The sequence below is a fragment of the Streptomyces sp. NPDC030820 genome (assembly GCF_055572075.1).
Genome location: NZ_JBVIEB010000010.1, coordinates 193,501 through 214,486, shown reverse-complemented (window position 1 = coordinate 214,486; position 20,986 = coordinate 193,501). Strand labels below are relative to the sequence as shown.

Annotated in this window: 18 protein-coding genes; 9 read left to right on the top strand and 9 right to left on the bottom strand. The window is 70.8% G+C overall.

The window, feature by feature from the left end:
- Window positions 1-101 precede the first annotated feature (101 nt).
- The 5 genes from whiA to ACZ418_RS27390 all read right to left on the bottom strand — a co-directional run bounded on the left by whiA (window position 102) and on the right by ACZ418_RS27390 (window position 5,725).
- Window positions 102-1,091 (bottom strand): DNA-binding protein WhiA, encoded by a 990-nt coding sequence (whiA, locus tag ACZ418_RS27410; RefSeq protein WP_030583311.1) that lies wholly within the window; start codon window positions 1,089-1,091, stop codon window positions 102-104.
- A complete protein-coding gene (locus tag ACZ418_RS27405; protein WP_468367907.1) occupies window positions 1,082-2,173 on the bottom strand; it encodes a gluconeogenesis factor YvcK family protein in 1,092 nt (363 codons plus the stop codon). The genes whiA and ACZ418_RS27405 overlap by 10 nt, the downstream gene beginning before the upstream one ends.
- The gene (gene rapZ / locus ACZ418_RS27400) at window positions 2,170-3,189 is read right to left on the bottom strand and encodes an RNase adapter RapZ (RefSeq protein WP_468367904.1); all 1,020 of its coding nucleotides are present in this window, start codon (window positions 3,187-3,189) and stop codon (window positions 2,170-2,172) included. The genes ACZ418_RS27405 and rapZ overlap by 4 nt, the downstream gene beginning before the upstream one ends.
- Window positions 3,186-5,282 (bottom strand): excinuclease ABC subunit UvrC, encoded by a 2,097-nt coding sequence (uvrC, locus tag ACZ418_RS27395; RefSeq protein ID WP_468367901.1) that lies wholly within the window; start codon window positions 5,280-5,282, stop codon window positions 3,186-3,188. The genes rapZ and uvrC overlap by 4 nt, the downstream gene beginning before the upstream one ends.
- Before the next feature lie 68 nt (window positions 5,283-5,350).
- The gene (locus tag ACZ418_RS27390) at window positions 5,351-5,725 is read right to left on the bottom strand and encodes a hypothetical protein (protein WP_468367898.1); all 375 of its coding nucleotides are present in this window, start codon (window positions 5,723-5,725) and stop codon (window positions 5,351-5,353) included.
- Window positions 5,726-6,002: 277 nt separating this feature from the next.
- Here ACZ418_RS27390 and ACZ418_RS27385 point away from each other — a divergent pair, with 277 nt between their 5' ends.
- Complete coding sequence (locus tag ACZ418_RS27385; RefSeq protein WP_468367895.1) at window positions 6,003-6,950, top strand: hypothetical protein; 948 nt, start codon at window positions 6,003-6,005, stop codon at window positions 6,948-6,950.
- Between the two features lie 465 nt (window positions 6,951-7,415).
- On the opposite strand, the gene ACZ418_RS27380 is transcribed toward ACZ418_RS27385, so the two are convergent.
- Window positions 7,416-7,844: a Rieske (2Fe-2S) protein gene (locus ACZ418_RS27380; RefSeq protein ID WP_468367893.1), complete on the bottom strand. Its 429-nt coding sequence runs from the start codon at window positions 7,842-7,844 to the stop codon at window positions 7,416-7,418.
- A 247-nt stretch (window positions 7,845-8,091) separates the two neighbouring features.
- On the opposite strand from ACZ418_RS27380, the gene ACZ418_RS27375 reads away from it, so the two are divergent.
- Together ACZ418_RS27375 and ACZ418_RS27370 are read left to right on the top strand one after the other, a co-directional pair.
- On the top strand, window positions 8,092-9,222 hold the full coding sequence (locus tag ACZ418_RS27375) for a LacI family DNA-binding transcriptional regulator (RefSeq protein WP_468367891.1): 1,131 nt from the start codon (window positions 8,092-8,094) through the stop codon (window positions 9,220-9,222).
- The gene (locus ACZ418_RS27370; RefSeq protein ID WP_468367888.1) at window positions 9,219-10,130 is read left to right on the top strand and encodes a carbohydrate kinase family protein; all 912 of its coding nucleotides are present in this window, start codon (window positions 9,219-9,221) and stop codon (window positions 10,128-10,130) included. The genes ACZ418_RS27375 and ACZ418_RS27370 overlap by 4 nt, the downstream gene beginning before the upstream one ends.
- Before the next feature lie 162 nt (window positions 10,131-10,292).
- Here ACZ418_RS27370 and uvrA read toward each other — a convergent pair whose 3' ends face one another.
- Entirely contained in the window at window positions 10,293-13,319 is a 3,027-nt protein-coding gene (uvrA, locus tag ACZ418_RS27365; RefSeq protein ID WP_468367885.1) for an excinuclease ABC subunit UvrA, read from the bottom strand.
- A gap of 224 nt (window positions 13,320-13,543) precedes the next feature.
- On the opposite strand from uvrA, the gene ACZ418_RS27360 reads away from it, so the two are divergent.
- The 5 genes from ACZ418_RS27360 to ACZ418_RS27340 all read left to right on the top strand — a co-directional run bounded on the left by ACZ418_RS27360 (window position 13,544) and on the right by ACZ418_RS27340 (window position 17,812).
- Window positions 13,544-14,230: a maleylpyruvate isomerase family mycothiol-dependent enzyme gene (locus tag ACZ418_RS27360; protein WP_468367883.1), complete on the top strand. Its 687-nt coding sequence runs from the start codon at window positions 13,544-13,546 to the stop codon at window positions 14,228-14,230.
- 45 nt (window positions 14,231-14,275) lie between these two features.
- Window positions 14,276-14,932 (top strand): MBL fold metallo-hydrolase, encoded by a 657-nt coding sequence (locus tag ACZ418_RS27355; protein ID WP_468367880.1) that lies wholly within the window; start codon window positions 14,276-14,278, stop codon window positions 14,930-14,932.
- A 341-nt stretch (window positions 14,933-15,273) separates the two neighbouring features.
- Window positions 15,274-16,158, top strand: a complete 885-nt coding sequence (locus ACZ418_RS27350) for an ABC transporter substrate-binding protein (RefSeq protein WP_468367877.1) — start codon at window positions 15,274-15,276, stop codon at window positions 16,156-16,158.
- Window positions 16,155-17,057 (top strand): amino acid ABC transporter permease, encoded by a 903-nt coding sequence (locus ACZ418_RS27345; RefSeq protein WP_468367874.1) that lies wholly within the window; start codon window positions 16,155-16,157, stop codon window positions 17,055-17,057. Before ACZ418_RS27350 ends, ACZ418_RS27345 begins: the two co-directional genes overlap by 4 nt.
- On the top strand, window positions 17,054-17,812 hold the full coding sequence (locus ACZ418_RS27340) for an amino acid ABC transporter ATP-binding protein (RefSeq protein ID WP_468367872.1): 759 nt from the start codon (window positions 17,054-17,056) through the stop codon (window positions 17,810-17,812). Before ACZ418_RS27345 ends, ACZ418_RS27340 begins: the two co-directional genes overlap by 4 nt.
- A 10-nt stretch (window positions 17,813-17,822) precedes the next feature.
- On the opposite strand, the gene aroQ is transcribed toward ACZ418_RS27340, so the two are convergent.
- Window positions 17,823-18,296: a type II 3-dehydroquinate dehydratase gene (gene aroQ / locus ACZ418_RS27335; protein ID WP_468367869.1), complete on the bottom strand. Its 474-nt coding sequence runs from the start codon at window positions 18,294-18,296 to the stop codon at window positions 17,823-17,825.
- 212 nt (window positions 18,297-18,508) lie between these two features.
- Between aroQ and ACZ418_RS27330 the strand changes: the two genes are divergently transcribed.
- Window positions 18,509-19,780 carry an MFS transporter gene (locus tag ACZ418_RS27330; protein ID WP_468368339.1) on the top strand — a complete coding sequence of 424 codons (1,272 nt, stop codon included), beginning with the start codon at window positions 18,509-18,511 and terminating at the stop codon, window positions 19,778-19,780.
- A gap of 190 nt (window positions 19,781-19,970) precedes the next feature.
- Here ACZ418_RS27330 and ACZ418_RS27325 read toward each other — a convergent pair whose 3' ends face one another.
- A complete protein-coding gene (locus ACZ418_RS27325; RefSeq protein ID WP_468367866.1) occupies window positions 19,971-20,972 on the bottom strand; it encodes a TerC family protein in 1,002 nt (333 codons plus the stop codon).
- Window positions 20,973-20,986: the final 14 nt, after the last annotated feature.

The following is a 20,986-nucleotide window of genomic DNA, read 5'->3' as shown; positions in this document are numbered from 1 at the left end:
AGAGCGCCTCACGGCCACGTAAACGCAGGCTTGCCAGGCATGGGAAAGCCGGTGCCGAAGCCCCGACTGGGCCTCGGCACCGGCCTGTTGACACGGGCCGGTCAGCCCGCCAGGTTGTCCGCCAGCTCCTCGCTGAGGTTGGCCTCCGTGCCCGGGATGCCCAGGTCGGCGGCGCGCTTGTCGGCCATGGCCAGCAGCCGGCGGATCCGGCCCGCGACCGCGTCCTTCGTCAGCGGGGGGTCGGCGAGCGCGCCCAGTTCCTCCAGCGAGGCCTGCTTGTGCTCCATGCGCAGGCGTCCGGCGGCGGCGAGGTGCTCGGGGACCTCGTCACCGAGGATCTCCAACGCCCGCTGCACCCGGGCGCCGGCGGCCACGGCGGCCCGGGCCGAACGGCGCAGGTTGGCGTCGTCGAAGTTGGCGAGCCGGTTGGCCGTGGCCCGCACCTCGCGGCGCATCCGGCGCTCCTCCCAGGCCAGCACCGACTCGTGCGCGCCGAGCCGGGTCAGCAGCGCGCCGATCGCGTCGCCGTCACGGACGACCACCCGGTCCACGCCCCGCACCTCGCGGGCCTTCGCGGCGATCGAGAGCCGACGGGCGGCGCCGACCAGCGCGAGCGCGGCCTCCGGACCCGGGCAGGTCACCTCGAGGGAGGAGGAACGGCCGGGCTCGGTCAGCGAACCGTGCGCCAGGAAGGCCCCGCGCCAGGCCGCCTCGGCGTCACAGGTGGCCCCGGAGACCACCTGCGGGGGCAGACCGCGGATCGGGCGGCCCCGGCCGTCCACGAGCCCCGTCTGGCGAGCCAGCTGGTCACCGCCCGCGACGACCCGTACGACATAGCGCGAGCCGCGGCGCAGCCCACCGGGCGCCATCACGATCAGCTCGGAGCTGTGCCCGAAGATCTCCAGGATGTCCCGCTTGAGACGGCGGGCCGCCATCGCGGTGTCCAGCTCCGCCTCGATCACGATGCGCCCACTCACCAGGTGAAGGCCGCCGGCGAACCGCAGAATGGCGGAGACCTCCGCCTTCCTGCAGCAGGTCCGGGTGACGGGGAGCCGGGAGATCTCGTCCTTCACCGCTGCCGTCATCGCCATGGGCCGATCCTTCCATGCATCCGAAAAATACGGTCGTACGCGGCGGCCAACAGCTCCGGATCGTGCCGGGGTGATCCATCGGTCCGGGCCACCGGCGCCAGCTCGACCGCGGCTCCCAGCCGCTTGGCGGCCTCGGTGAGCGAGTCGCGGTCGGGCACGGCGGCCTCGTCGGCCAGCACCACGTCCAGGGCGAGTTTAGGGGCGTGTCGCCCCAAAACCTCCAAATGACGCTGCGGGGAGAACCCCTCGGTTTCTCCCGGCTGCGGGGCGAGGTTCAGCGACAGCACCTTGCGTGCCTTGGTCTGCGTGAGGGCGTCCAGCAGTTCGGGGACGAGCAGGTGCGGGATCACCGAGGAGAACCAGGAGCCGGGTCCGAGCACCACCCAGTCCGCGTCCAGGACCGCCGCCACGGCCTCGGGCACGGCCGGCGGGTCGTGCGGCACCAGGTGCACCGACTGGACCTCACCGGGCGTGAGGGCGACGTTCGCCTGCCCGCGCACGGTGTCCACGTCGTCCGGGCGCTCCGGATCGTGCCCCTTGACCAGGGCCTGCAGCTCCAGCGGTACGGCGGACATGGGCAGCACCCGGCCGTGCGCGCCGAGCAGCTTGCCGACCAGGTCCAGGGCCTGGACGTGGTCGCCGAGCTGCTCCCACAGGGCGACGATCAGCAGATTGCCGACCGCGTGCTCGTGCAGATCGCCCTTGGACTGGAAGCGGTGCTGGATGACCCTGGCCCAGGTCTGGCCCCACTCGTCGTCGCCGCACAGCGCGGCCAGCGCCTTGCGCAGATCGCCGGGCGGCAGCACGCCCAGCTCGTCGCGCAGCCGGCCGCTGGAGCCGCCGTCGTCGGCCACGGTGACTACGGCCGTGAGGTCGCCGGTGATCCGGCGCAGCGCGGCGAGCGAGGCGGACAGGCCCATGCCGCCGCCGAGCGCGACGACCTTGGGCTGCGCGCCCCGGCGGCGGGGCCGGCCACCGCGGGCCTCGGCGGGGCGGGCCGTTCCCTCGGCCGTGGCTCGGCTGGAGCGCCCCTCCGGCACCATCCGGCGCAGCCTGCCGAGCCGCCGTGTACGTTCCGTCATTCCCGTCCCATGTCCCGGTGTACGACCACCGTCTCCACACCCTCGGCCGCGAGGCGCGCGGCGAGCTTCTCCGACACCGCGACCGAGCGGTGCTTGCCACCGGTACAGCCGATCGCGATGGTCACATATCGCTTGCCCTCGCGCCGGTAGCCGACGGCGATGAGCCTCAGCAGTTCGGAGTACCGGTCGAGGAACTCCTTCGCGCCGGGCTGGTTGAAGACATACGCCGACACCTCCTCGTTCAGGCCGGTGAACGGGCGCAGCTCCGGGACCCAGTGCGGATTGGGCAAGAACCGCATGTCCGCGACCAGGTCGGCGTCGACCGGGAGGCCGTACTTGAAGCCGAAGGACATCACGGTGGCCCGCAGCTCGGGCTCCTCCTCGCCGGCGAACTGGGCGTCCATCTTGGCGCGCAGCTCGTGCACGTTCAGGCTGGAGGTGTCGATCACCAGGTCGGCGTCGCCGCGCAGCTCGCGCAGCAGCTCGCGCTCGGCGGCGATGCCGTCCACGATGCGGCCGTCGCCCTGCAGCGGGTGCGGGCGGCGCACCGACTCGAAGCGCCGCACCAGGGCCTCGTCGGAGGACTCCAGGAAGACGATCCGCCGGGTGACGCCCCGGGTGTCGAGGTCGGCGAGGGATTCGCGCAGATTGTCGAAGAAGCGCCGGCCGCGCACGTCCACGACGACCGCGATCCGTGCCACGTTGCCCTGTGAGCGGGCGCCCAGCTCCACCATGGTGGGGATGAGGGCGGGCGGGAGATTGTCCACGACGAACCAGCCGAGGTCCTCCAGACACTTCGCCGCCGTGGACCGTCCCGCTCCGGACATGCCGGAGATGATCACCAGCTCGGGGATGGCCGCTTCCTGGCCCGAGGCCGGCGTACCGTCCGTGCTCACCTGTGCTCCGTTTTCCTGGGCCGCGGGCTGCTCGCCCGCCGCGGGGGGTGGCTGATTCTGCCCCGCTTCCTCGTGGGCCCGATCTCGCTCCGCTGTGGGCTGTGCGTCGTGCTCCGTCATCTCTCCTGCCCCCGTCGTTCGTCCCGGAGGCCCGCGGTTACGGGCTCCCCCGAGGAACCCGCCGCCGTATCGGGTTCCTCGTCATCAATGATCTCCCCAGTAGCCGTGTTCACGGCGGGTGCGGCCGGAGCCGCCTGGGCGAGGGCCGCGGCGATGGTCTCGGCCGTCTTCCGGCCTATCCCGGGCACCTCCTGGATCTGTTCGATTGTGGCGGACCGCAGCCTTTTCACCGAGCCGAAATGCTTGATGAGCGCCTGTTTGCGGGTCTCGCCGAGGCCGGGAACGTCGTCCAGGGGGCCGGCCCGGAAGCGCTTGGCGCGTTTGGTGCGCTGATAGGTGATCGCGAACCGGTGGGCCTCGTCACGGATGCGCTGGAGCAGATAGAGGCCCTCGCTGGTGCGGGGCAGGACCACCGGATCGTCGTCGCCGGGCAGCCAGACCTCCTCCAGGCGCTTGGCGAGGCCGCAGACGGCGATGTCGTCGATGCCCAGCTCGTCCAGGGCGCGCCGGGCCGCGGCGACCTGCGGCTCCCCGCCGTCGACCACGACGAGCTGGGGCGGATAGGCGAACTTCTTCGGACGGCCGTCGTCGTCCTTGAGGGAGTTGGTGATCTCGTCCGGGCCGGTGAGGGTGCCGTCGCCGTCGGTGAGGGCGTCCTCGGTGCCGGAGCCGTCGGCCCACTCCCCCGTCTTCTCCTTCTCCACGAGGTACCGCCGGAAGCGGCGGGTGATCACCTCGTGCATGGAGCGGACGTCGTCCTGGCCCGCGAAGCCCTTGATCTGGAAGCGCCGGTACTCGCTCTTGCGCTGCAGGCCGTCCTCGAAGACGACCATGGAGGCGACCACGTCGTCCCCCTGGAGATGCGAGATGTCGTAGCACTCGATGCGCAGCGGGGCGCTGTCCAGGTCGAGGGCCTCGGCGATCTCCTCCAGGGCGCGCGAGCGCGTGGTCAGGTCGGAGGCGCGCTTGGTCTTGTGCAGGGCGAGGGCCTGCTGGGCGTTGCGCTGCACGGTCTCCATCAGGGCCTTCTTGTCGCCGCGCTGCGGGATGCGCAGCGAGACATTCACCCCGCGGCGGCCGGTCAGCCACTCCTGGACCGGCTCGACGGGCTCGGGCAGCGCCGGGACCAGGACCTCCTTGGGGACGGCGTCCCCCGTCTCCTCGCCGTAGAGCTGCTGCAGGGCGTGCTCGACCAGGGCGCCGGTGGTGATCTCCTCGACCTTGTCGGTCACCCAGCCGCGCTGGCCGCGCACCCGGCCGCCGCGCACATGGAAGATCTGCACGGCCGCCTCCAGCTCGTCCTCGGCGACGGCGATGAGGTCGGCGTCCGTCGCGTCGGCGAGCACGACGGCGTTCTTCTCCATGGCCTTCTTCAGGGCCTCGACGTCGTCGCGCAGCCGGGCCGCCCGCTCGTACTCCATCTCCTCGGCCGCCTCCATCATCTGCTTCTCCAGACGGCGGAGGTAGGTGCCGGTGCGGCCGGCCATGAAGTCGCAGAACTCCTCGGCCAGCTCGCGGTGGTCCTCGGGGCTGATCCGGCCGACGCAGGGTGCGGAGCACTTGCCGATGTAGCCGAGCAGGCAGGGGCGGCCGGTGCGCGCGGCGTTCTTGAACACGCCGGCCGAGCAGGTGCGCACCGGGAAGACCCGCAGCAGCAGGTCGACGGTGTCCCGGATGGCCCACGCGTGCCCGTACGGCCCGAAGTACCGGACGCCCTTCTTCTTGTGACCGCGCATCACCTGCACGCGCGGGAACTCCTCGTTCATCGTCACCGCGAGGTAGGGGTAGCTCTTGTCGTCGCGGTACTTGACGTTGAACCGGGGGTCGAACTCCTTGATCCAGGAGTACTCCAGCTGGAGGGCCTCGACCTCCGTGGACACCACGGTCCACTCCACGGACGCGGCGGTGGTCACCATCGTCCGGGTGCGCGGGTGCAGGTTCGCCAGGTCCTGGAAGTAGTTCGCCAGGCGCTGACGCAGGCTTTTCGCCTTTCCGACGTAGATCACCCGGCGGTGCTCGTCACGGAACCTGTACACCCCCGGGGAGTCCGGGATCTCACCCGGCCTGGGGCGGTAGCTGGAGGGATCGGCCATGTCTCACACCCTACTGGCGACCACCGACACCGCGTCGGGCCTGTGGACAACGCCCACGCCCGTGCCGTTCAGCCGTCCACAGCCCATTCCGTGTCCGCCGACGGCAGGCCCGTACCGATCACGTGCCGGACGATCCGGAACGCCTCGTCGAGCGGCACGGTGTCCTCGTCCGGGTACGTGTCGCACTGCCCGTCGGCCAGCAGGAAGCCCCCGCTCACTCCTCCGGATCCCGCGGAGACGGCGTGGGCTCCCGGGTCGTCCGCTCCGTCGAGAAGCATCACCAGTGCGCGGTCGGTGTTGCTCACCACGGCCAGCAGGCGCCCGGTGGAGGCGGTCAGCCAGGTCTCGAGCCGGCCCTCGGCGATCCGCCGCCGGAGCACGGCGACCGCCTCCTCCGCCGTCACGGCCGTGCGATCACCGTCGAAGGTCCAGGTCTCCGTCACGCGGCGATCTTCCCATCGCCGGGCGGGCGTGACGCCCGTGGCCCGAGGCGCCGGCGCGGAGCAACGGCCCGGCCAGGGGTGGCCGTGGCGGGTTCGAGGTGTTGTCGGGGTCTGGTCAACACGCTTCAATGCGGGGGAACTCGGGGCCGTGCACGCGCGCGTACAAGCGAGGCGTGCTCAGCCAGGGGGCGTCCACGACGTCCACGGGGGTGGCCCCGCACACCAGCGCAGGCGGTCTGACCAGCCGTAGCGACACCTCACAGAAAGGCGCCCCGGTATGCGGCATGCCACAGAGCACGCGCACCTCCCCACCGCGGAACTGGACACGGCCCTGCGGGGCGGCCCCTTCCATGTGGCGCTGCGCGCCGCGATCGCCGCACGCGGGCTGCCGCTGCAGCGCGTCCAGCACCATCTGTCCCGGCACGGGGTCAAGGTCGGCGTCACCAGCCTGAGTTACTGGCAGCAGGGTGCCCGCCGCCCCCAGCGACCGGAGTCTCTGCGGGCCGTACGGGCGCTGGAGGAGATCCTCCAGCTGCCGGACGAGTCGCTGATCCGGCTGCTCGCCGAGGCCGACGGGGCCGCCGCGGCCGGCCGCCCGGCGGGGCGCTCCTACCGCTCCCTGATCGAGGCCTCGAACGTCCTGGACCGGCTCCGGGCCGAGCTCGGCTGGTCCCTCGACGGCGGGCTGCACACCCTGGGCCATCACGAATGCGTCCGCATAGGCGCCCGGCGCGAGCTGGCCGGCCGCGAGGCCCACCACATCGTGCGGGCCCACCGCGACGGCATCGACCGCTTCATCGCCGTGCACCACGGCGACCCCGGCTGCCGCCCGCACGACATCAGGGTGCGGGCGCTGGAGAACTGCCGCACCGGACGCGTCCGCTGGGACCAGGACACCGGCGTACTGGCCGCGGAGCTGCTCTTCGACACCCGGCTGCGCACCGGCGACACCTTCCTCTTCCGGTACGGGATCGAGGACGGCACGGCCGGGCCGAGCCGCGAGTTCCTCCACCGCTTCGGCTTCCCCGGCGGCCAGTACGCCCTCCAGGTGCGGTTCGACGCGGCCGCGCTGCCCGCCCGCTGCCATCGCTTCACCCAGCACTCGACGGCGGCCCCGCGCACCGGCCGCCACGAACTGCCGGTCAGCGGCCCCCACCACTGCGTCCACGTGGTCGAGCCACGGATCCGCCCGGGGATCGTCGGGATCGCGTGGGACTGGGAGTGAACGCGTCTCCGGTGTGAGTCCCGGCTGGGAAGTGTGGCGCGGGGCCGGACGACTGCCGGGGCTGGTTGAGGACCGAGGGCAGCGGGTTGGAGGGGGCGGGGGCCGAGGGCAGGTACTGGGGGCCGGCGGCCGGGCAGGTACTGGGGGCCGGGCAGGGGCCAGCGGCCGGGCAGGGGCCAGCGGCCGGGCAGGGGCCAGCGGCCGGGCAGGGGCCAGCGGCCGGGCAGAGACCGGCGGCCGGGCAGAGACCGGCGGCCGGGCAGAGACCGGCGGCCGGGCAGAGACCGGCGGCCGGGCAGAGACCGGCGGCCGGGGGCGAGCGGTACCAGCGGGAACGCGGTGCCCGTGCGACGGGGTGGCGGCACGGCCGCACCGGGCCCATGGGGGCACGCGAGGCCGCGTCGGCGGTGTTGTGCGGCCCGTACACCCCGTTCGAGCATCCGGGGTGTCAGCGTGGCTGTCCGTTCAGGCGCCCGGGCCGGCGATGATCCTGCCGTTCGTCGTCTTCACCGGCAGCTCGGCCAGGGGCTCGGAGGCCGGTGACTGGACCACCTTGCCCGTCACGGCGTCGAACTGGCTGCCGTGGCAGGGGCAGATCAGGGTCGTCCCCTGGAGCTTGTTGATGGGACACCCCGCGTGCGTGCAGATCGTGCTGTAGGCCTTCAGCGCGCCGCTGCCGTCGCGGCTGACGACCACGTTGTGGTCCCGGTAGAGCTTGGCGCCGCCCTTCGAGACCTCGCTCCTGGCGCCGAGGTCCACCGGCGCGGTCGGGGTGGCCGCCACCGAACTGCCCTGGCCCGGCCCCGCGCACGCGGCCAGGCCGAGCCCGGCGACCGGGGCTGCGGCGGCCCCTCGAAGGACGGTACGACGGCTCGCGGACGGTCGGGCGGGCATCTGGGACTCCACTGCTCAAGGGGTGTGCAGTGCGACGATACCCGGGCACAAGGGCCGGCCTCGGGGCGGGGGCGACGACTGCGGTGGGAGGGTGTGCCGGGAGCGGCAGTGAGGAGCGAGGGAGTTCCTGGTGCTCGGGGGAGGGACCCTGACGTAAACGCTTGCGCAAGCGTTTACGCGGAGCCGGTCCATGGGATACCGTCCCGGCCGGAAGGACTGCGCCCGATCGGTTCAGGAAGGAGACGCGATGCCCACCATGGCGGATGTCGCACGGAGCGCCGGGGTCTCCGTGGCGACCGTCTCCCACGTCGTGAACGGCACCCGCCCGGTACTGCCCCACACCCGCCAGGCCGTGCTCGACGCCATCGACGCCCTCGGCTACACCCCCAACACGCTGGCGCGGTCCCTGGTGACCTCCCACACCCGCTCCATCGGGCTCGCGGTGTCGGCGATCAGCAACCCGTACTTCACGGAGATCCTCCAGGGCGTAGAGGCCGCCGCCCTGGAGGCGGGCTACAGCCTGCTCATCGCGGACCCGCACGACGACCCCGGTCACGAACGCAAGGTCGTGCAGCTCCTCCATGAGCGCCGGGTGGACGGCATGATCGTCGCGCCCTCCGCGCGCCCGCACGAACTCGTCGGCTATCTCCGCCGCCACGCCGTACCGACCGTGTTCCTGGACCGGATGATCGACGCGAGCGTGCCGGGCGGCTCCGCGGTGGGTGCCGGAGCGGGTACCGCTCCCGACCAGAACGCGTCCTGGTACGACCAGGTATGCGCCGACAGCGCCGAGCCGACCGCCCGTCTGGTCACCCATCTCGCCGGGCTGGGCCACCACAGGATCGGCCTGGTCGCGGGGCTGCCCGGGCTCAGCACCACCAGTGAGCGTGTCTCCGGCTACCGGGACGGCCTGAGCGCCGTCGGCCTGGATCTCGATGAACGGCTCCTGGTGTCCGGCAACTCCGAGTCCACTGGTGCCGAGCAGGCCACGGCCGCCCTGCTCACCCTCCCCGAACCGCCCACGGCACTCGTCACGGCCAACAACACCATGACCATCGGCGCCCTGAGCGCCCTGCGTCGGCACGGCCTGTCCGTCCCGGACGACATCGCCCTGTGCTGCTTCGACGACTTCGCCTGGGCCGATCTGTTCTCACCCCGGCTCACCGCCATCGCACAGCCCAGCAGGGAGTTGGGCGCGCAGGCCGTCCGGGTCCTCCTGGACCGTCTGGACGAGCCGCGCCGGCCGACGCGGACGGTGCGGCTGCCGTGCGCGTTCGTCCATCGCACGTCCTGCGGGTGCCCGGAGGAGCCGGGCGGGTCCGAGGAGCCCGGGCACACCGCATCATCAACGCCGTCGGAGAAGGGAACCGCCTCGTGATCGTCGTCGCCGGTGAGGCACTGATCGACCTTGTACCGCAGGGCCCTGGCGCCCTCGCGGCCCTGATGCCGGCGCTCGGCGGCGGCCCTTACAACACCGCCGTGGCCCTCGGCCGGCTCGGTTCCCGCACCGCTTTCTGCTCCCGGACGTCGCACGACGCCTTCGGCGAGGCCCTGCTCGACGGGCTGCGGCGCGCTGGGGTGGACGTGTCGGCCGTGCAGCGCGGGACGGAGCCGACGACGCTGGCGGTGGCCACGATCGACGCCAGTGGGTCGGCCGCTTACTCCTTCTACGTCGACGGCACCGCCGACCGTCTGTTCACCGCCCCCGCCGCGCTGCCGGCCGGTACCCGCGCGGTGTCCTTCGGCACCTGCTCGCTCGTCCTGGAACCGGGGGCGAGCGCCTATGAGGAGCTGATGCACGCGGCGGCCGGGCAGGGGCTGTTCACCGCCCTCGACCCCAACATCCGGGCGGGGCTGATCCCGGACGCGGACGCCTACCGGGCGCGTTTCAAGAGCTGGCTGCCCTCGGTGACGCTGCTGAAGCTGTCCGCGGAGGACGCCGAGTGGCTGGGCGGCACCCCCCGGGAGTGGCTGGCCGCGGGACCGGCGGCCGTGGTGGTCACCCGGGGCGGGGACGGTCTGACCGCGTTCACCCGGGACGGCGCGGAGTACTCCGTACCGGGTGAGAAGGTCGCCGTGGTGGACACCATCGGCGCCGGTGACACGGTGAACGCGGCCTTGCTGCATGGGCTTTCCGCCTTGGACGCGCTGTCGGAGGAAGCACTCGCCGCCCTCGGGACGGAGGGCTGGACGCGGCTGCTGCGCTTCGCGGCACGCGCGGCTGCGATCACCTGCTCGCGGGCGGGGGCCGAGCCGCCGTTCGCGGCCGAGCTCGGTGAACTGTGAGCGGCCCCTTTTCTGTCTGCGGTTTTCCTCTCTCCTGTTGTCAAGGTGCGACCGGACCCGTGGTGCGGGGAGCCGGCAGACCTCGGAGCCGGGGTGGCTGATGGTGGAACGAGTGGCGCCCCGCGGGGAGTTCCCGCGGGGCGCCACTTTTCTGCTGATGTGTCAGGCCTTGCGTGCCCGCGTCGTCTTCTTCGCGGGCGTCGCCTTCTTCGCGACCGCGTCGGCCTTCTTGGTCGCCGTGCTGTTGGCCTTCGCCGTCACCGTCTTCTTCGCGGCCGTCCTCGCCGCGGCCGTCTTCCCAGCCGTCACGGTGCGCTGCGCCGGCAGGGGTTCGGCGTCGCTGATGCGGTCGGCACCGAGGATCTCGCGCAGGAACTTGCCGGTGTGGCTGGCCGGAACCCCGGCGACCTCCTCGGGGGTGCCCTCGGCGACCACCAGGCCACCGCCGGCGCCGCCCTCCGGACCCATGTCGACGATCCAGTCGGCGGTCTTGATCACGTCGAGGTTGTGCTCGATGACGATGACCGTGTTGCCCTTGTCGACCAGGCCGCCGAGGACCTTCAGCAGCTTGCTGATGTCCTCGAAGTGCAGGCCGGTGGTCGGCTCGTCCAGGACGTACACCGTGCGTCCGGTGGAGCGCTTCTGCAGTTCGCTGGCCAGCTTCACGCGCTGGGCCTCACCGCCGGAGAGGGTGGTGGCGGACTGGCCAAGGCGGACGTAGCCGAGGCCGACGTCCTTCAGCGTCCTCAGGTGCCGGGAGATGGCCGGGACGGCCTCGAAGAAGTCGGCGGCCTCCTCGATCGGCATGTTCAGCACATCGGCGATGGACTTGCCCTTGTAGTGGACCTCCAGGGTCTCCCGGTTGTACCGGGCGCCGTGGCAGACCTCGCACGGGACGTAGACGTCCGGGAGGAAGTTCATCTCGATCTTGATCGTGCCGTCGCCCGCGCAGTTCTCGCAGCGGCCGCCCTTGACGTTGAAGGAGAAGCGGCCGGGCTGGTAGCCGCGGACCTTCGCCTCGGTGGTCTCGGCGAACAGCTTGCGGATGTGGTCGAAGACGCCGGTGTACGTCGCCGGGTTGGACCGCGGGGTGCGGCCGATCGGCGACTGGTCGACGTGCACGACCTTGTCGACCAGGTCGTCGCCGTCCACGCGCGTGTGCCGTCCGGGGACGTTCCTCGCGCCGTTCAGCTCGCGGGCCAGGTGCGTGTACAGGATGTCGTTGACCAGCGTCGACTTTCCGGATCCGGAGACGCCCGTGACGGCCGTGAACACGCCCAGCGGGAAGGACACGTCGATGTCCTGCAGGTTGTTCTCACGGGCGCCGTGCACGGTGAGCCGGCGGGACGGGTCGAGGGGGCGGCGGAAGTCCGGAAGCGGGATCGCCTTGCGGCCCGAGAGGTACGCACCGGTCTGCGACTCGGTGTTTTCGAGTAGCTCCTTCAGGGAACCGCTGTGCACGACCTTGCCGCCGTGCTCACCTGCGCCGGGGCCGATGTCCACGACCCAGTCGGCGACCTTGATGGTGTCCTCGTCGTGCTCCACGACGATGAGGGTGTTGCCCATGTCGCGCAGCCGGACCAGGGTCTCGATCAGCCGGTGGTTGTCCCGCTGGTGCAGACCGATGGACGGCTCGTCCAGGACGTACAGGACGCCGACGAGGCCGGAGCCGATCTGGGTGGCCAAGCGGATGCGCTGGGCCTCGCCGCCGGAGAGCGTGCCGGCCGCGCGGTTCAGCGAGAGGTAGTCGAGGCCGACGTCGACCAGGAAGCGCAGTCGCTCGTTGACCTCCTTCAGCACCCGCTCGGCGATCTTCTTGTCACGGGCGCTCAGCTTCAGCCGGCCCAGGAAGTCCGCGCAGTCGCTGATCGACATCGCGGAGACCTCGGCGATCGACTTCTCCATGATCGTGACCGCGAGGACGATCGGCTTCAGGCGCGTGCCCTCACAGGAGGGGCAGGGCACCTCACGCATGTAGCCCTCGAAGCGCTCGCGGCTGGCGTCGCTCTCGGCCTCGCTGTGCCGGCGCTTCACGAACGGCACCGCGCCCTCGAAGGGCGTGGTGTACACGCGCTCGCGGCCGTACCGATTGCGGTAGCGGACCTCGATCTGGGTCTTGTGGCCGTGGAGCAGGGCCTTCTTCGCGCGCTGGGGCAGGCCCGCGAACGGGATGTCCGTGCGGAAGCCGAGCGCGTCCGCGAGGGCGCCGATCAGGCGGCCGAAGTAGTCCTTGGTGTGCCCGTGCGACCAGGGGTGGATGGCGCCCTCGTCCAGGGACTTGTCCTCGTCCGGGACGATCAGCTCGGGGTCGACCTCCATGCGCGTGCCGATGCCGGTGCAGTCGGGGCAGGCGCCGAAGGGCGAGTTGAAGGAGAAGGAGCGAGGCTCCAGTTCCTCGAAGGACAGGTCGTCGTACGGGCAGTACAGGTGCTCGGAGTACATGCGCTCGCGCTCGGGGTCGTCCTCGGGGAGGTCGACGAAGTCGAGCACGACCATGCCGCCGGACAGGCCGAGGGCCGTCTCCACGGAGTCGGTGAGGCGGCGCTTGGCGGACTCCTTCACCGTGAGGCGGTCCACGACCACCTCGATGGTGTGCTTCTCCTGCTTCTTCAGCGCCGGCGGGTCGGAGAGCTGGATGGTCTGCCCGTCCACACGCGCGCGGGAGTAGCCCTTGGTCTGCAGGTCGGCGAAGAGGTCGACGAACTCGCCCTTGCGCTCGCGCACGAGCGGCGACAGCACCTGGAAGCGGCTCCCCTCCGGCAGCTCCAGGACCTTGTCGACGATGGCCTGCGGCGACTGGCGGGAGATCGGGCGGCCGCACTCGGGGCAGTGCGGCTTGCCGATGCGCGCGAAGAGCAGACGCAGGTAGTCGTAGACCTCGGTGATGGTGCCGACCGTCGAGCGCGGGTTGCGCGAGGTCGACTTCTGGTCGATGGAGACCGCCGGGGACAGGCCCTCGATGAAGTCGACGTCCGGCTTGTCCATCTGGCCGAGGAACTGCCGGGCGTACGAGGAGAGCGACTCCACGTAGCGCCGCTGGCCCTCGGCGAAGATCGTATCGAAGGCCAGGGAGGACTTGCCCGACCCGGACAGGCCCGTGAAGACGATGAGCGAGTCACGCGGCAGGTCGAGCGAGACGTTCTTCAGATTGTGCTCGCGCGCGCCACGGACGATGAGACGGTCGGCCACGCCGGTCCGCACCTTTCTTGAGAGAAGTGACAGGGGCGGGGCCCCCGTGCTTCTTCAGACTAGGGGGAGCCACTGACAACGCCGGTCGGATTGCCCGGTTGCATAACAACCCCCGGCCATCCAGCATGCCCGACGCCGCCCTCGACGATATAGCACGTGCTTTCGATTTGCGGTCGAGCTTCACCACCTTCACCCAAAGGTGTGGTGGGGCTAGTGTCAGGGCCATGATTGATCACGCTCATGACCTGGCATGTGTACGCGACGCGACCGAACGGCTCCTCACCGCGGTCGCCGAACTGGACAACGCCTCGCTCGCCGAGCCGTCACGGCTTCCGGGGTGGACCCGCGGGCATGTCCTCGCCCACCTCGCCCGCAACGCGGACGCGCTCGTGAACGTTCTCGAGGGCCGGCCCATGTACGCGAGCGCGGAGGCACGGGACGCCGACATCGAACGCGACGCCCCGCGCCCCCTCGACGCCCAGCTCGCCGACCTGCGCGAGAGCGCGGCGCGCTTCCAGGCCACGGGGGACGCGCCGGCGGACTGGTCACGCACGGTGGAGCTGCGCAACGGGGTCACCGACTCGGCGTCCCGCGTGCCGTTCCGGCGGTGGGTCGAGGTCGAGCTGCACCATGTCGATCTCGGCATCGGGTACGAGCTGGAGGATCTTCCGGCCGAGTTCACGGACCGGGAGATCGACTTCCTGGCGGAGCGCTTCACCGGACACAAGGACGTGCCCTCGACCGGCCTGAGCGCGGGCAATGGCCGGATCTGGACCACGGGCGGCGGAGCGGAGGGCGGACCGGTCCGGGTCGAGGGTACGCCCGCCGACCTGCTCGGCTGGCTCGCCGGGCGACGCGACGGCTCCGGCCTGACCACGAACGGCACACTGCCGAAGCTGCCTGCGTTGTAGGTCCGCTGCGGTCCGCGGGCCCTCCCCCGCTATAGGCTGATCACCATGACGTACACCGGAGAGGTCAGGGTCGGCGGACCGGCGGATGTGCACGAGCTCAAGGACCTGATGATCACGAAGATCGCGGTCGGCCCGATGGACAACAACGCCTATCTGCTGCGCTGCCGGGCCACCGACGAGCAGCTTCTGATCGACGCCGCCAACGAGGCGCAGACGCTCCTCGGCATGATCGGTGACGACGGCATCGCCTCCGTCGTCACCACGCATCAGCACGGCGACCACTGGCAGGCGCTCGCCGAGGTCGTCGCGGCCACGGGCGCGCGCACGTACGCCGGCCGCGAGGACGCCCCCGGCATCCCCGTGCCCACCGATGTCCTCGTGGACGACGGCGACGTCATCAGGGTGGGACAGGTGGAGCTCACCGCACGGCACCTCGTCGGGCACACCCCGGGTTCGATCGCGCTGGTCTACGACGACCCGCACGGCCACCCGCACGTCTTCACCGGCGACTGTCTCTTCCCGGGCGGTGTCGGCAACACGCGCAAGGATCCGAGGGCCTTCGCCAGCCTGATCCACGACGTGGAGACGAAGATCTTCGACGTGCTCGCCGATGAGACCTGGGTCTATCCCGGGCACGGGAACGACACGACCCTGGGTGCGGAGCGACCGCATCTGCCGGAGTGGCACGCACGCGGGTGGTGAGCGCCGGGCGCATTCCCCTCCTGAGAGCCGGGCGCTTTCCTCTCCTGAGCGCCGGGCACGTTTCTTGCCGCACGCGCCCCGTGTGAACGTCTCGCACGCACTGGGGGCGCGTGCGCGCTCCCCGCGCGCTCTGTGACGCGGTCAACTGGTGGCAAACCCGCAGAGGATGACGGCTCCTCTGCGGCAGGGCCGCCGGTCTTCAACCCCGCCCTCGGCCGGCGGCCCAGGCCGAAGGCCTGCGCCATGACGGATGTTCACACGACCGCAACACCCGTTCCCAGTATGCGGACAGTTATGGGTGTGACCTGGACAAACACGGGGTTCGCTGCCAATCTCCCGCCATGTACACAGCCCCTCGTGTCCTGCGCCGCGCGGCAGCCGCCGCCACCGTAGCCCTGCTCGCCACCGCCGTCGGCTGTGCTCCGCAGCCGGAGAAGAAGGCGTCGGCCTCCCCCTCCGGCTCGGCCGCGAAGAGCTGCGCCAAGGGCAAGTTGGCCACCAAGACGTCCGGAAAGCTGACGATCGCGACGGACGAACCGGCGTACGAGCCCTGGTTCAAGGACGACAAGCCCGCGAACGGCGAGGGTTTCGAGTCGGCGGTCGCCTACGCCGTGGCCCAGCAACTGGGTTACGGCAAGAGCGCGGTCGTCTGGCAGAGCGTGCCGTTCAACAAGGCGTTCGCGCCCGGGGTGAAGAGCTTCGACTTCGACATCAACCAGGTGTCGATCAGCGCCGAGCGCAAGAAGGCCGTCGACTTCTCCTCCGGCTACTACGACGTGCGCCAGGCCGTCATCGCGCTGAAGGGCAGCAAGGCCGCCAAGGCGACGAGCATCGCGGACCTGAAGGACCTCAAGCTGGGCGCCCAGGTGGGCACCACGAGCCTCAACTACATCAGCGACGTGGTGAAGCCGTCGCAGGAGGCGGCCGCGTACTCCAAGAACGACCAGGCCATCTCCGCGCTGAGGAACGGCCAGGTGGACGCGATCGTCACCGATCTGCCGACCGCCTTCTACGTCACCTCGGCCCAGGTGACCAACGCCAGGATCGTCGGCCAGTTCGAGAACCAGGGCGGCACACCCGAGCAGTTCGGGCTCGTCCTGGACAAGGGCAGCGGTCTCACTTCGTGCGTGGCATCGGCCGTGGACGCCCTGCGCAAGGACGGCACGCTGGCGAAGCTGGAGAAGCAGTGGCTGTCCGACGCCGTCGACGCTCCGGTGCTCAAGTGACGGTCATGAAGGAGGAGTCCGGGGAGGACTCCGGCAAGCACGACATGCGCGACGGGTACGTCCCGTCCGAACGGCGGCTGGAGCGCGAGCGCCACAAGCGCGCGCGTGCCCGCCGCGCGACGGCGATCGCGGCCCTCTCGACCCTGGTCACCGGCGTCGTCCTCTATCTGGTCGTCGTCGATGCGCCCGGCTGGCCGCGCACCAAGGAGACCTTCTTCGACGGGCAGTACGCGCGCGAGGCCTTCCCCAAGGTCCTCGAAGGACTGTGGCTGAACGTCCGGCTGCTGCTGATCTGCGGCGTGCTGGTGCTCGTCCTGGGCATGCTGATCGCCATCGCGCGCACCCTGCCCGGGCCGGTGTTCTTCCCCCTGCGGGTGCTGGCGGCCGCGTACACGGACTTCTTCCGCGGTCTGCCGCTGATCATCAACCTGATGATCGTGGTCTTCGGCGTGCCCGCGCTGCGCCTCCAAGGCGTGACCGTCGATCCCGTGCTGCTCGGTGGTACGGCGCTGACGCTGACCTACTCCGCTTATGTCGCCGAGGTGTTCCGCGCCGGCATCGAGTCCGTGCACCCCTCGCAGCGCGCCGCGGCCCGCTCGCTGGGCCTGACCAACCGTCAGGCGCTGCGGTACGTGGTGCTCCCCCAGGCGGTACGACGTCAGGTGCCGCCCCTGCTGAACGACCTCGTGTCCCTCCAGAAGGACACCGGGCTCGTGTCGATCGGCGGCGCGGTCGACGCCGTACGGGCGGCCGACATCATCGCTCAGCGCAGCCTCAACTACACGCCGTACATCGTCGCGGGCCTGGTCTTCGTCGCACTGACCATTCCGATGACCCGCTTCACGGACTGGGTGACGGCCCGGATGGACCGGCAGCGGGCCCAGGGAGGATCGCTATGAGCGACGCAGTCACGCCCGTGCTGCGCATGGAGTCCGTCCGCAAGACCTTCGGCGGCTCCGTCGTGCTGCGGGACGTCGGTCTGGAGGTCGCCCCGCACACGGTGACCGCGCTGATCGGCGCCTCCGGCTCGGGCAAGTCCACGCTGCTGCGCTGCGCCAACCTCCTGGAGGAGATCGACGACGGCGCGATCTGGCTGGACGGCGAGGAGATCACCGATCCCCGCGTCGACCAGGACGCGGTCCGGCGCCGGATCGGCGTGGTCTTCCAGGCGTACAACCTCTTCCCGCACATGACCGTGCTGGACAACATCACGCTGGCGCCCCGCCGGGTGCACGGCGTCCCCCGCGCGGAGGCCGAGGAACGGGCCAGGGAGCTGCTGGAGCGCCTCGGACTGGCCGCGAAGGCGGATGCGTATCCGGACCGGCTCAGCGGCGGCCAGCAGCAGCGTGCGGCGATCGTGCGGGCGCTTGCCGTACGGCCCCGGCTGTTGCTGCTGGACGAGATCACGGCGGCGCTCGATCCCGAACTCGTGGGCGAGGTGCTGGAGGTGGTCCGGGACCTGAAGGACGACGGCATGACCATGGTGCTGGCGACGCACGAGATGGGCTTCGCGCGGGACGTCGCCGACCAGGTTTGTTTTCTGGACGGTGGCGTCGTGCTGGAGCGCGGCACCGCCGAGCAGGTCTTCGGCGACCCGCAGCAGGAGCGCACGCGGCGCTTCCTGCGGCGGATCGTGGAGGCGGGCCGGCTGTGACGGCCTCGGACTACGCCTCGGCCTGGGCCGCGCCCAGCAGGGCGGCGACCCGCTCCACACCGAACACATAGCCCTGCACTCCGCAGCCGGCGATCACACCGTCTGCGCGCAGCGAGACATAGGAGTGGTGCCGGAACGATTCGCGCTGGTGGATGTTGGAGATGTGCACCTCCAGCACCGGCATGCCGTCGCAGGTGTTGAGTGCGTCCAGAATCGCGACCGACGTGTGGGAGTAGGCGCCGGGGTTGATGACGATCCCGCTGTGGTTCAGGCGCGCCTCGTGGATCCAGTCGACCAACTGACCCTCGTGGTTGGACTGCCGGAAGTCCACGGTGCCGCCGTGCGCGGCCGCCGCCTTCGAGCACATCGCCTCGACGTCGGCCAGGGTGTCCCTGCCGTAGATCTCGGGCTGGCGCTGGCCGAGCAAGTTCAGGTTGGGCCCGTTGAGGATCATGATCGGGGCGTTGGCCAGGGTGCGGGGCACGTTTCCTCCGGTCCGTTCGGGGCGGTACGTCGACGACCGCCGCTCGCACCCGGTCTATCACGGTGGCCGGAGCACCTGGCGGGTCGCGTGCGCCGGAGGCTTCGGTGGCGCACGCCAAGGTCGCCCGATCGCCTCCGCGCGCCCCGTAACTGTTGATCACGGAGGGTGGTTGACGCGGCATGCAGCCTGTACGTGCCGTGAGCACCCCTTCGATGTCGAGACTCGCCGCCGCGTCCCTGGCGGGGACCGCGATCGAGTTCTACGACTTCTTCGTCTACGGGACCGCGGCGGCGCTGGTCCTGGGGCCGCTGTTCTTCCCGACGTTCTCGCCGGTCGCAGGGACGCTGGCGGCGTTCGTGACGTTCGGGGTGGGGTTCGTGGCCCGGCCGCTGGGCTCGGTGGTGTTCGGACATCTCGGCGACCGGCGCGGGCGGCGGCCGGTGCTCGTCGCCTCACTGCTGCTCACGGGCGCCTCTACCGTCGCGGTGGGCTGTGTGCCGTCGTACGGAACGATCGGCGTCGCCGCGCCGCTGCTGCTGCTCGTGCTGCGCTTCCTGCAGGGTCTCGGGCTCGGCGGTGAGTGGGGTGGGGCGGTGCTGCTGACCGCCGAGCACGCGCCGCCCGCGCGACGCGCTTTGTGGTCGAGCTTTCCTCAAGTGGGGCCCGCGGTCGGCTTCGTGCTGGCCAACGGGGTGATGCTCGCGCTGTCGGCGGGCCTGTCCGACGCGGAGTTCGCAGGGTGGGGCTGGCGCGTGCCGTTCTGGGTCGCCGGTGCGCCGGCGCTCGCCGGGCTGTGGTTGCGCTCCTCGCTCGCCGAGAGCCCCCGATTCCTGGAAATCGACGACCACGCGCGCGTGCCGCTCGTCGAGGTCGTACGGCAGCACGGGCGGCTGGTGCTGCTGACGGCCGGCGCGCTGGCCATCGGGTACGCGGTGTTCTACGCGGTGACGACGTGGTCGCTGGCGTATGCGACGGAGCGGCTCGGGGTGAGCCGGACGGTGATGCTGACCTGTGTCATGGCCGCGGTGGTCGTGAAAGGGGCCCTCACACCCTTGGTGGCGCTCCTCGGCGACCGCTACGGGCGGCGGCCGATGTGTCTGACGGGGTGCACGGCCTGCGTCGTGTGGATGCTCCCGATGGTGGCACTGCTGGCCACCGGCCAGCCGCTGCTGATGTTCCTGGGCATCCTGGGCGCGCTGATCGCCTTTGTCACCATGTTCGCGGTCATCGCCGCCTACCTGCCGGAACTGTACGAGGCGCGGGTGCGGTGCACAGGCGCCGCGGTGGGCTACAACCTCGGCGGGGTCCTCGGCGGCGCGCTCACCCCGGTCGTGGCCACGGCGCTCGCGGAGCAGAGCGGGCGGGTGCCCTGGGCCGTGGGCATGTATCTGACGGGCATCGGGCTGATCAGCCTGATGTGCTTCGCGCTGCTTCCGGAGACACGGCCCGTGCCCGTGCCGGCGGTGGAGCCTGCGACGGGCTGAGGCCGGGGCCCGGGGCGACGGCGACGCGTTACAGGTATCCACAGCGGGGCCGGACGGGCGGGCTACGGGCTGACGGCCAACTCCAGGTAGGCCGCGAAGAGCATCAGGTGGACGGCCGCGAAGACGGGCACGAGGATCGTCCATTGCCGGGATACTTCTGCCTCTTTCCGTCCTGAGGCCGCAGGTTTGGTCAGGCGTCGACGCTGTCCTTCGGGACGGCTTCGCCGCCGGTGCGCGCCGCCTCGTCGGCAGCCTGCCTGCTGTTGGCCATCAGGCTGGTGACGGTGGTGACGACCAGGACCGCGCAGATCACGCCGAGCGAGACCGGGATGCTGATCTCGGGGACGTGGACGCCGGACTCGTGCAGGGCGTGCAGCACCAGCTTGACGCCGATGAAGCCGAGGATGATCGACAGGCCGTACGAGAGGTGGACCAGCTTCTTCAGCAGGCCGCCCATGAGGAAGTACAGCTGTCGCAGGCCCATGAGGGCGAAGGCGTTGGCGGTGAAGACGATGTACGGGTCCTGGGTCAGACCGAAGATCGCGGGGATGGAGTCCAGAGCGAACAGGACGTCCGTGGTGCCGATGGCGAGCATCACGACCAGCATCGGGGTCATGACCCGCTTGCCGTTCTGCCGTATCCACAGCTTGGTGCCGTGGTACCGGTCGGCCACACCGAACTTGCGCTCCGCGGCCTTCAGCAGCTTGTTCTCCTCGTACTCCTCGGCCTCCTGGTCCGCGCGGGCCTCCTGGATGAGCTTCCAGGCGGTCCAGATCAGGAAGGCGCCGAAGAGGTAGAAGACCCAGGAGAAGCTGGCGATGATCGCGGCTCCCGCGGCGATGAAGGCGGCCCGCAGGACCAGCGCTATGAGCACGCCGACGAGCAGAACGCGCTGCTGGTACTGCGCGGGGACCGCGAACTTCGCCATGATCAGGACGAAGACGAAGAGGTTGTCGACGCTCAGCGACTTCTCGGTGATGAATCCCGCGAAGAACCCACCGGCCGGCCGTCCGCCGCCGAAGACGAGGAGACCGAGGCCGAACAGCCCGGCCAGGGCGATCCATACGACGGTCCAGATACCGGCTTCCTTGACCGACACCTCATGGGGCTTGCGCCCGATGAGGAAATCGACCGCGATCAGGGCGGCGAGGCCCACGATGGTCAGGACCCACAGGATCATGGAGACTTCCACTGCACCTCCGGCAT

Bases quoted from the DNA above. Each gene is read 5' to 3' on its own strand.
- whiA (WP_030583311.1), bottom strand. From the start codon at position 1,091: ATGGCGATGACGGCAGCGGTGAAGGACGAGATCTCCCGGCTCCCCGTC.
- ACZ418_RS27405 (WP_468367907.1), bottom strand. From the start codon at position 2,173: ATGACGGAACGTACACGGCGGCTCGGCAGGCTGCGCCGGATGGTGCCG.
- rapZ (WP_468367904.1), bottom strand. From the start codon at position 3,189: ATGACGGAGCACGACGCACAGCCCACAGCGGAGCGAGATCGGGCCCAC.
- uvrC (WP_468367901.1), bottom strand. From the start codon at position 5,282: ATGGCCGATCCCTCCAGCTACCGCCCCAGGCCGGGTGAGATCCCGGAC.
- ACZ418_RS27385 (WP_468367895.1), top strand. From the start codon at position 6,003: ATGCGGCATGCCACAGAGCACGCGCACCTCCCCACCGCGGAACTGGAC.
- ACZ418_RS27380 (WP_468367893.1), bottom strand. From the start codon at position 7,844: ATGCCCGCCCGACCGTCCGCGAGCCGTCGTACCGTCCTTCGAGGGGCC.
- ACZ418_RS27375 (WP_468367891.1), top strand. From the start codon at position 8,092: ATGCCCACCATGGCGGATGTCGCACGGAGCGCCGGGGTCTCCGTGGCG.
- ACZ418_RS27360 (WP_468367883.1), top strand. From the start codon at position 13,544: ATGATTGATCACGCTCATGACCTGGCATGTGTACGCGACGCGACCGAA.
- ACZ418_RS27355 (WP_468367880.1), top strand. From the start codon at position 14,276: ATGACGTACACCGGAGAGGTCAGGGTCGGCGGACCGGCGGATGTGCAC.
- ACZ418_RS27350 (WP_468367877.1), top strand. From the start codon at position 15,274: ATGTACACAGCCCCTCGTGTCCTGCGCCGCGCGGCAGCCGCCGCCACC.
- ACZ418_RS27340 (WP_468367872.1), top strand. From the start codon at position 17,054: ATGAGCGACGCAGTCACGCCCGTGCTGCGCATGGAGTCCGTCCGCAAG.
- ACZ418_RS27330 (WP_468368339.1), top strand. From the start codon at position 18,509: ATGTCGAGACTCGCCGCCGCGTCCCTGGCGGGGACCGCGATCGAGTTC.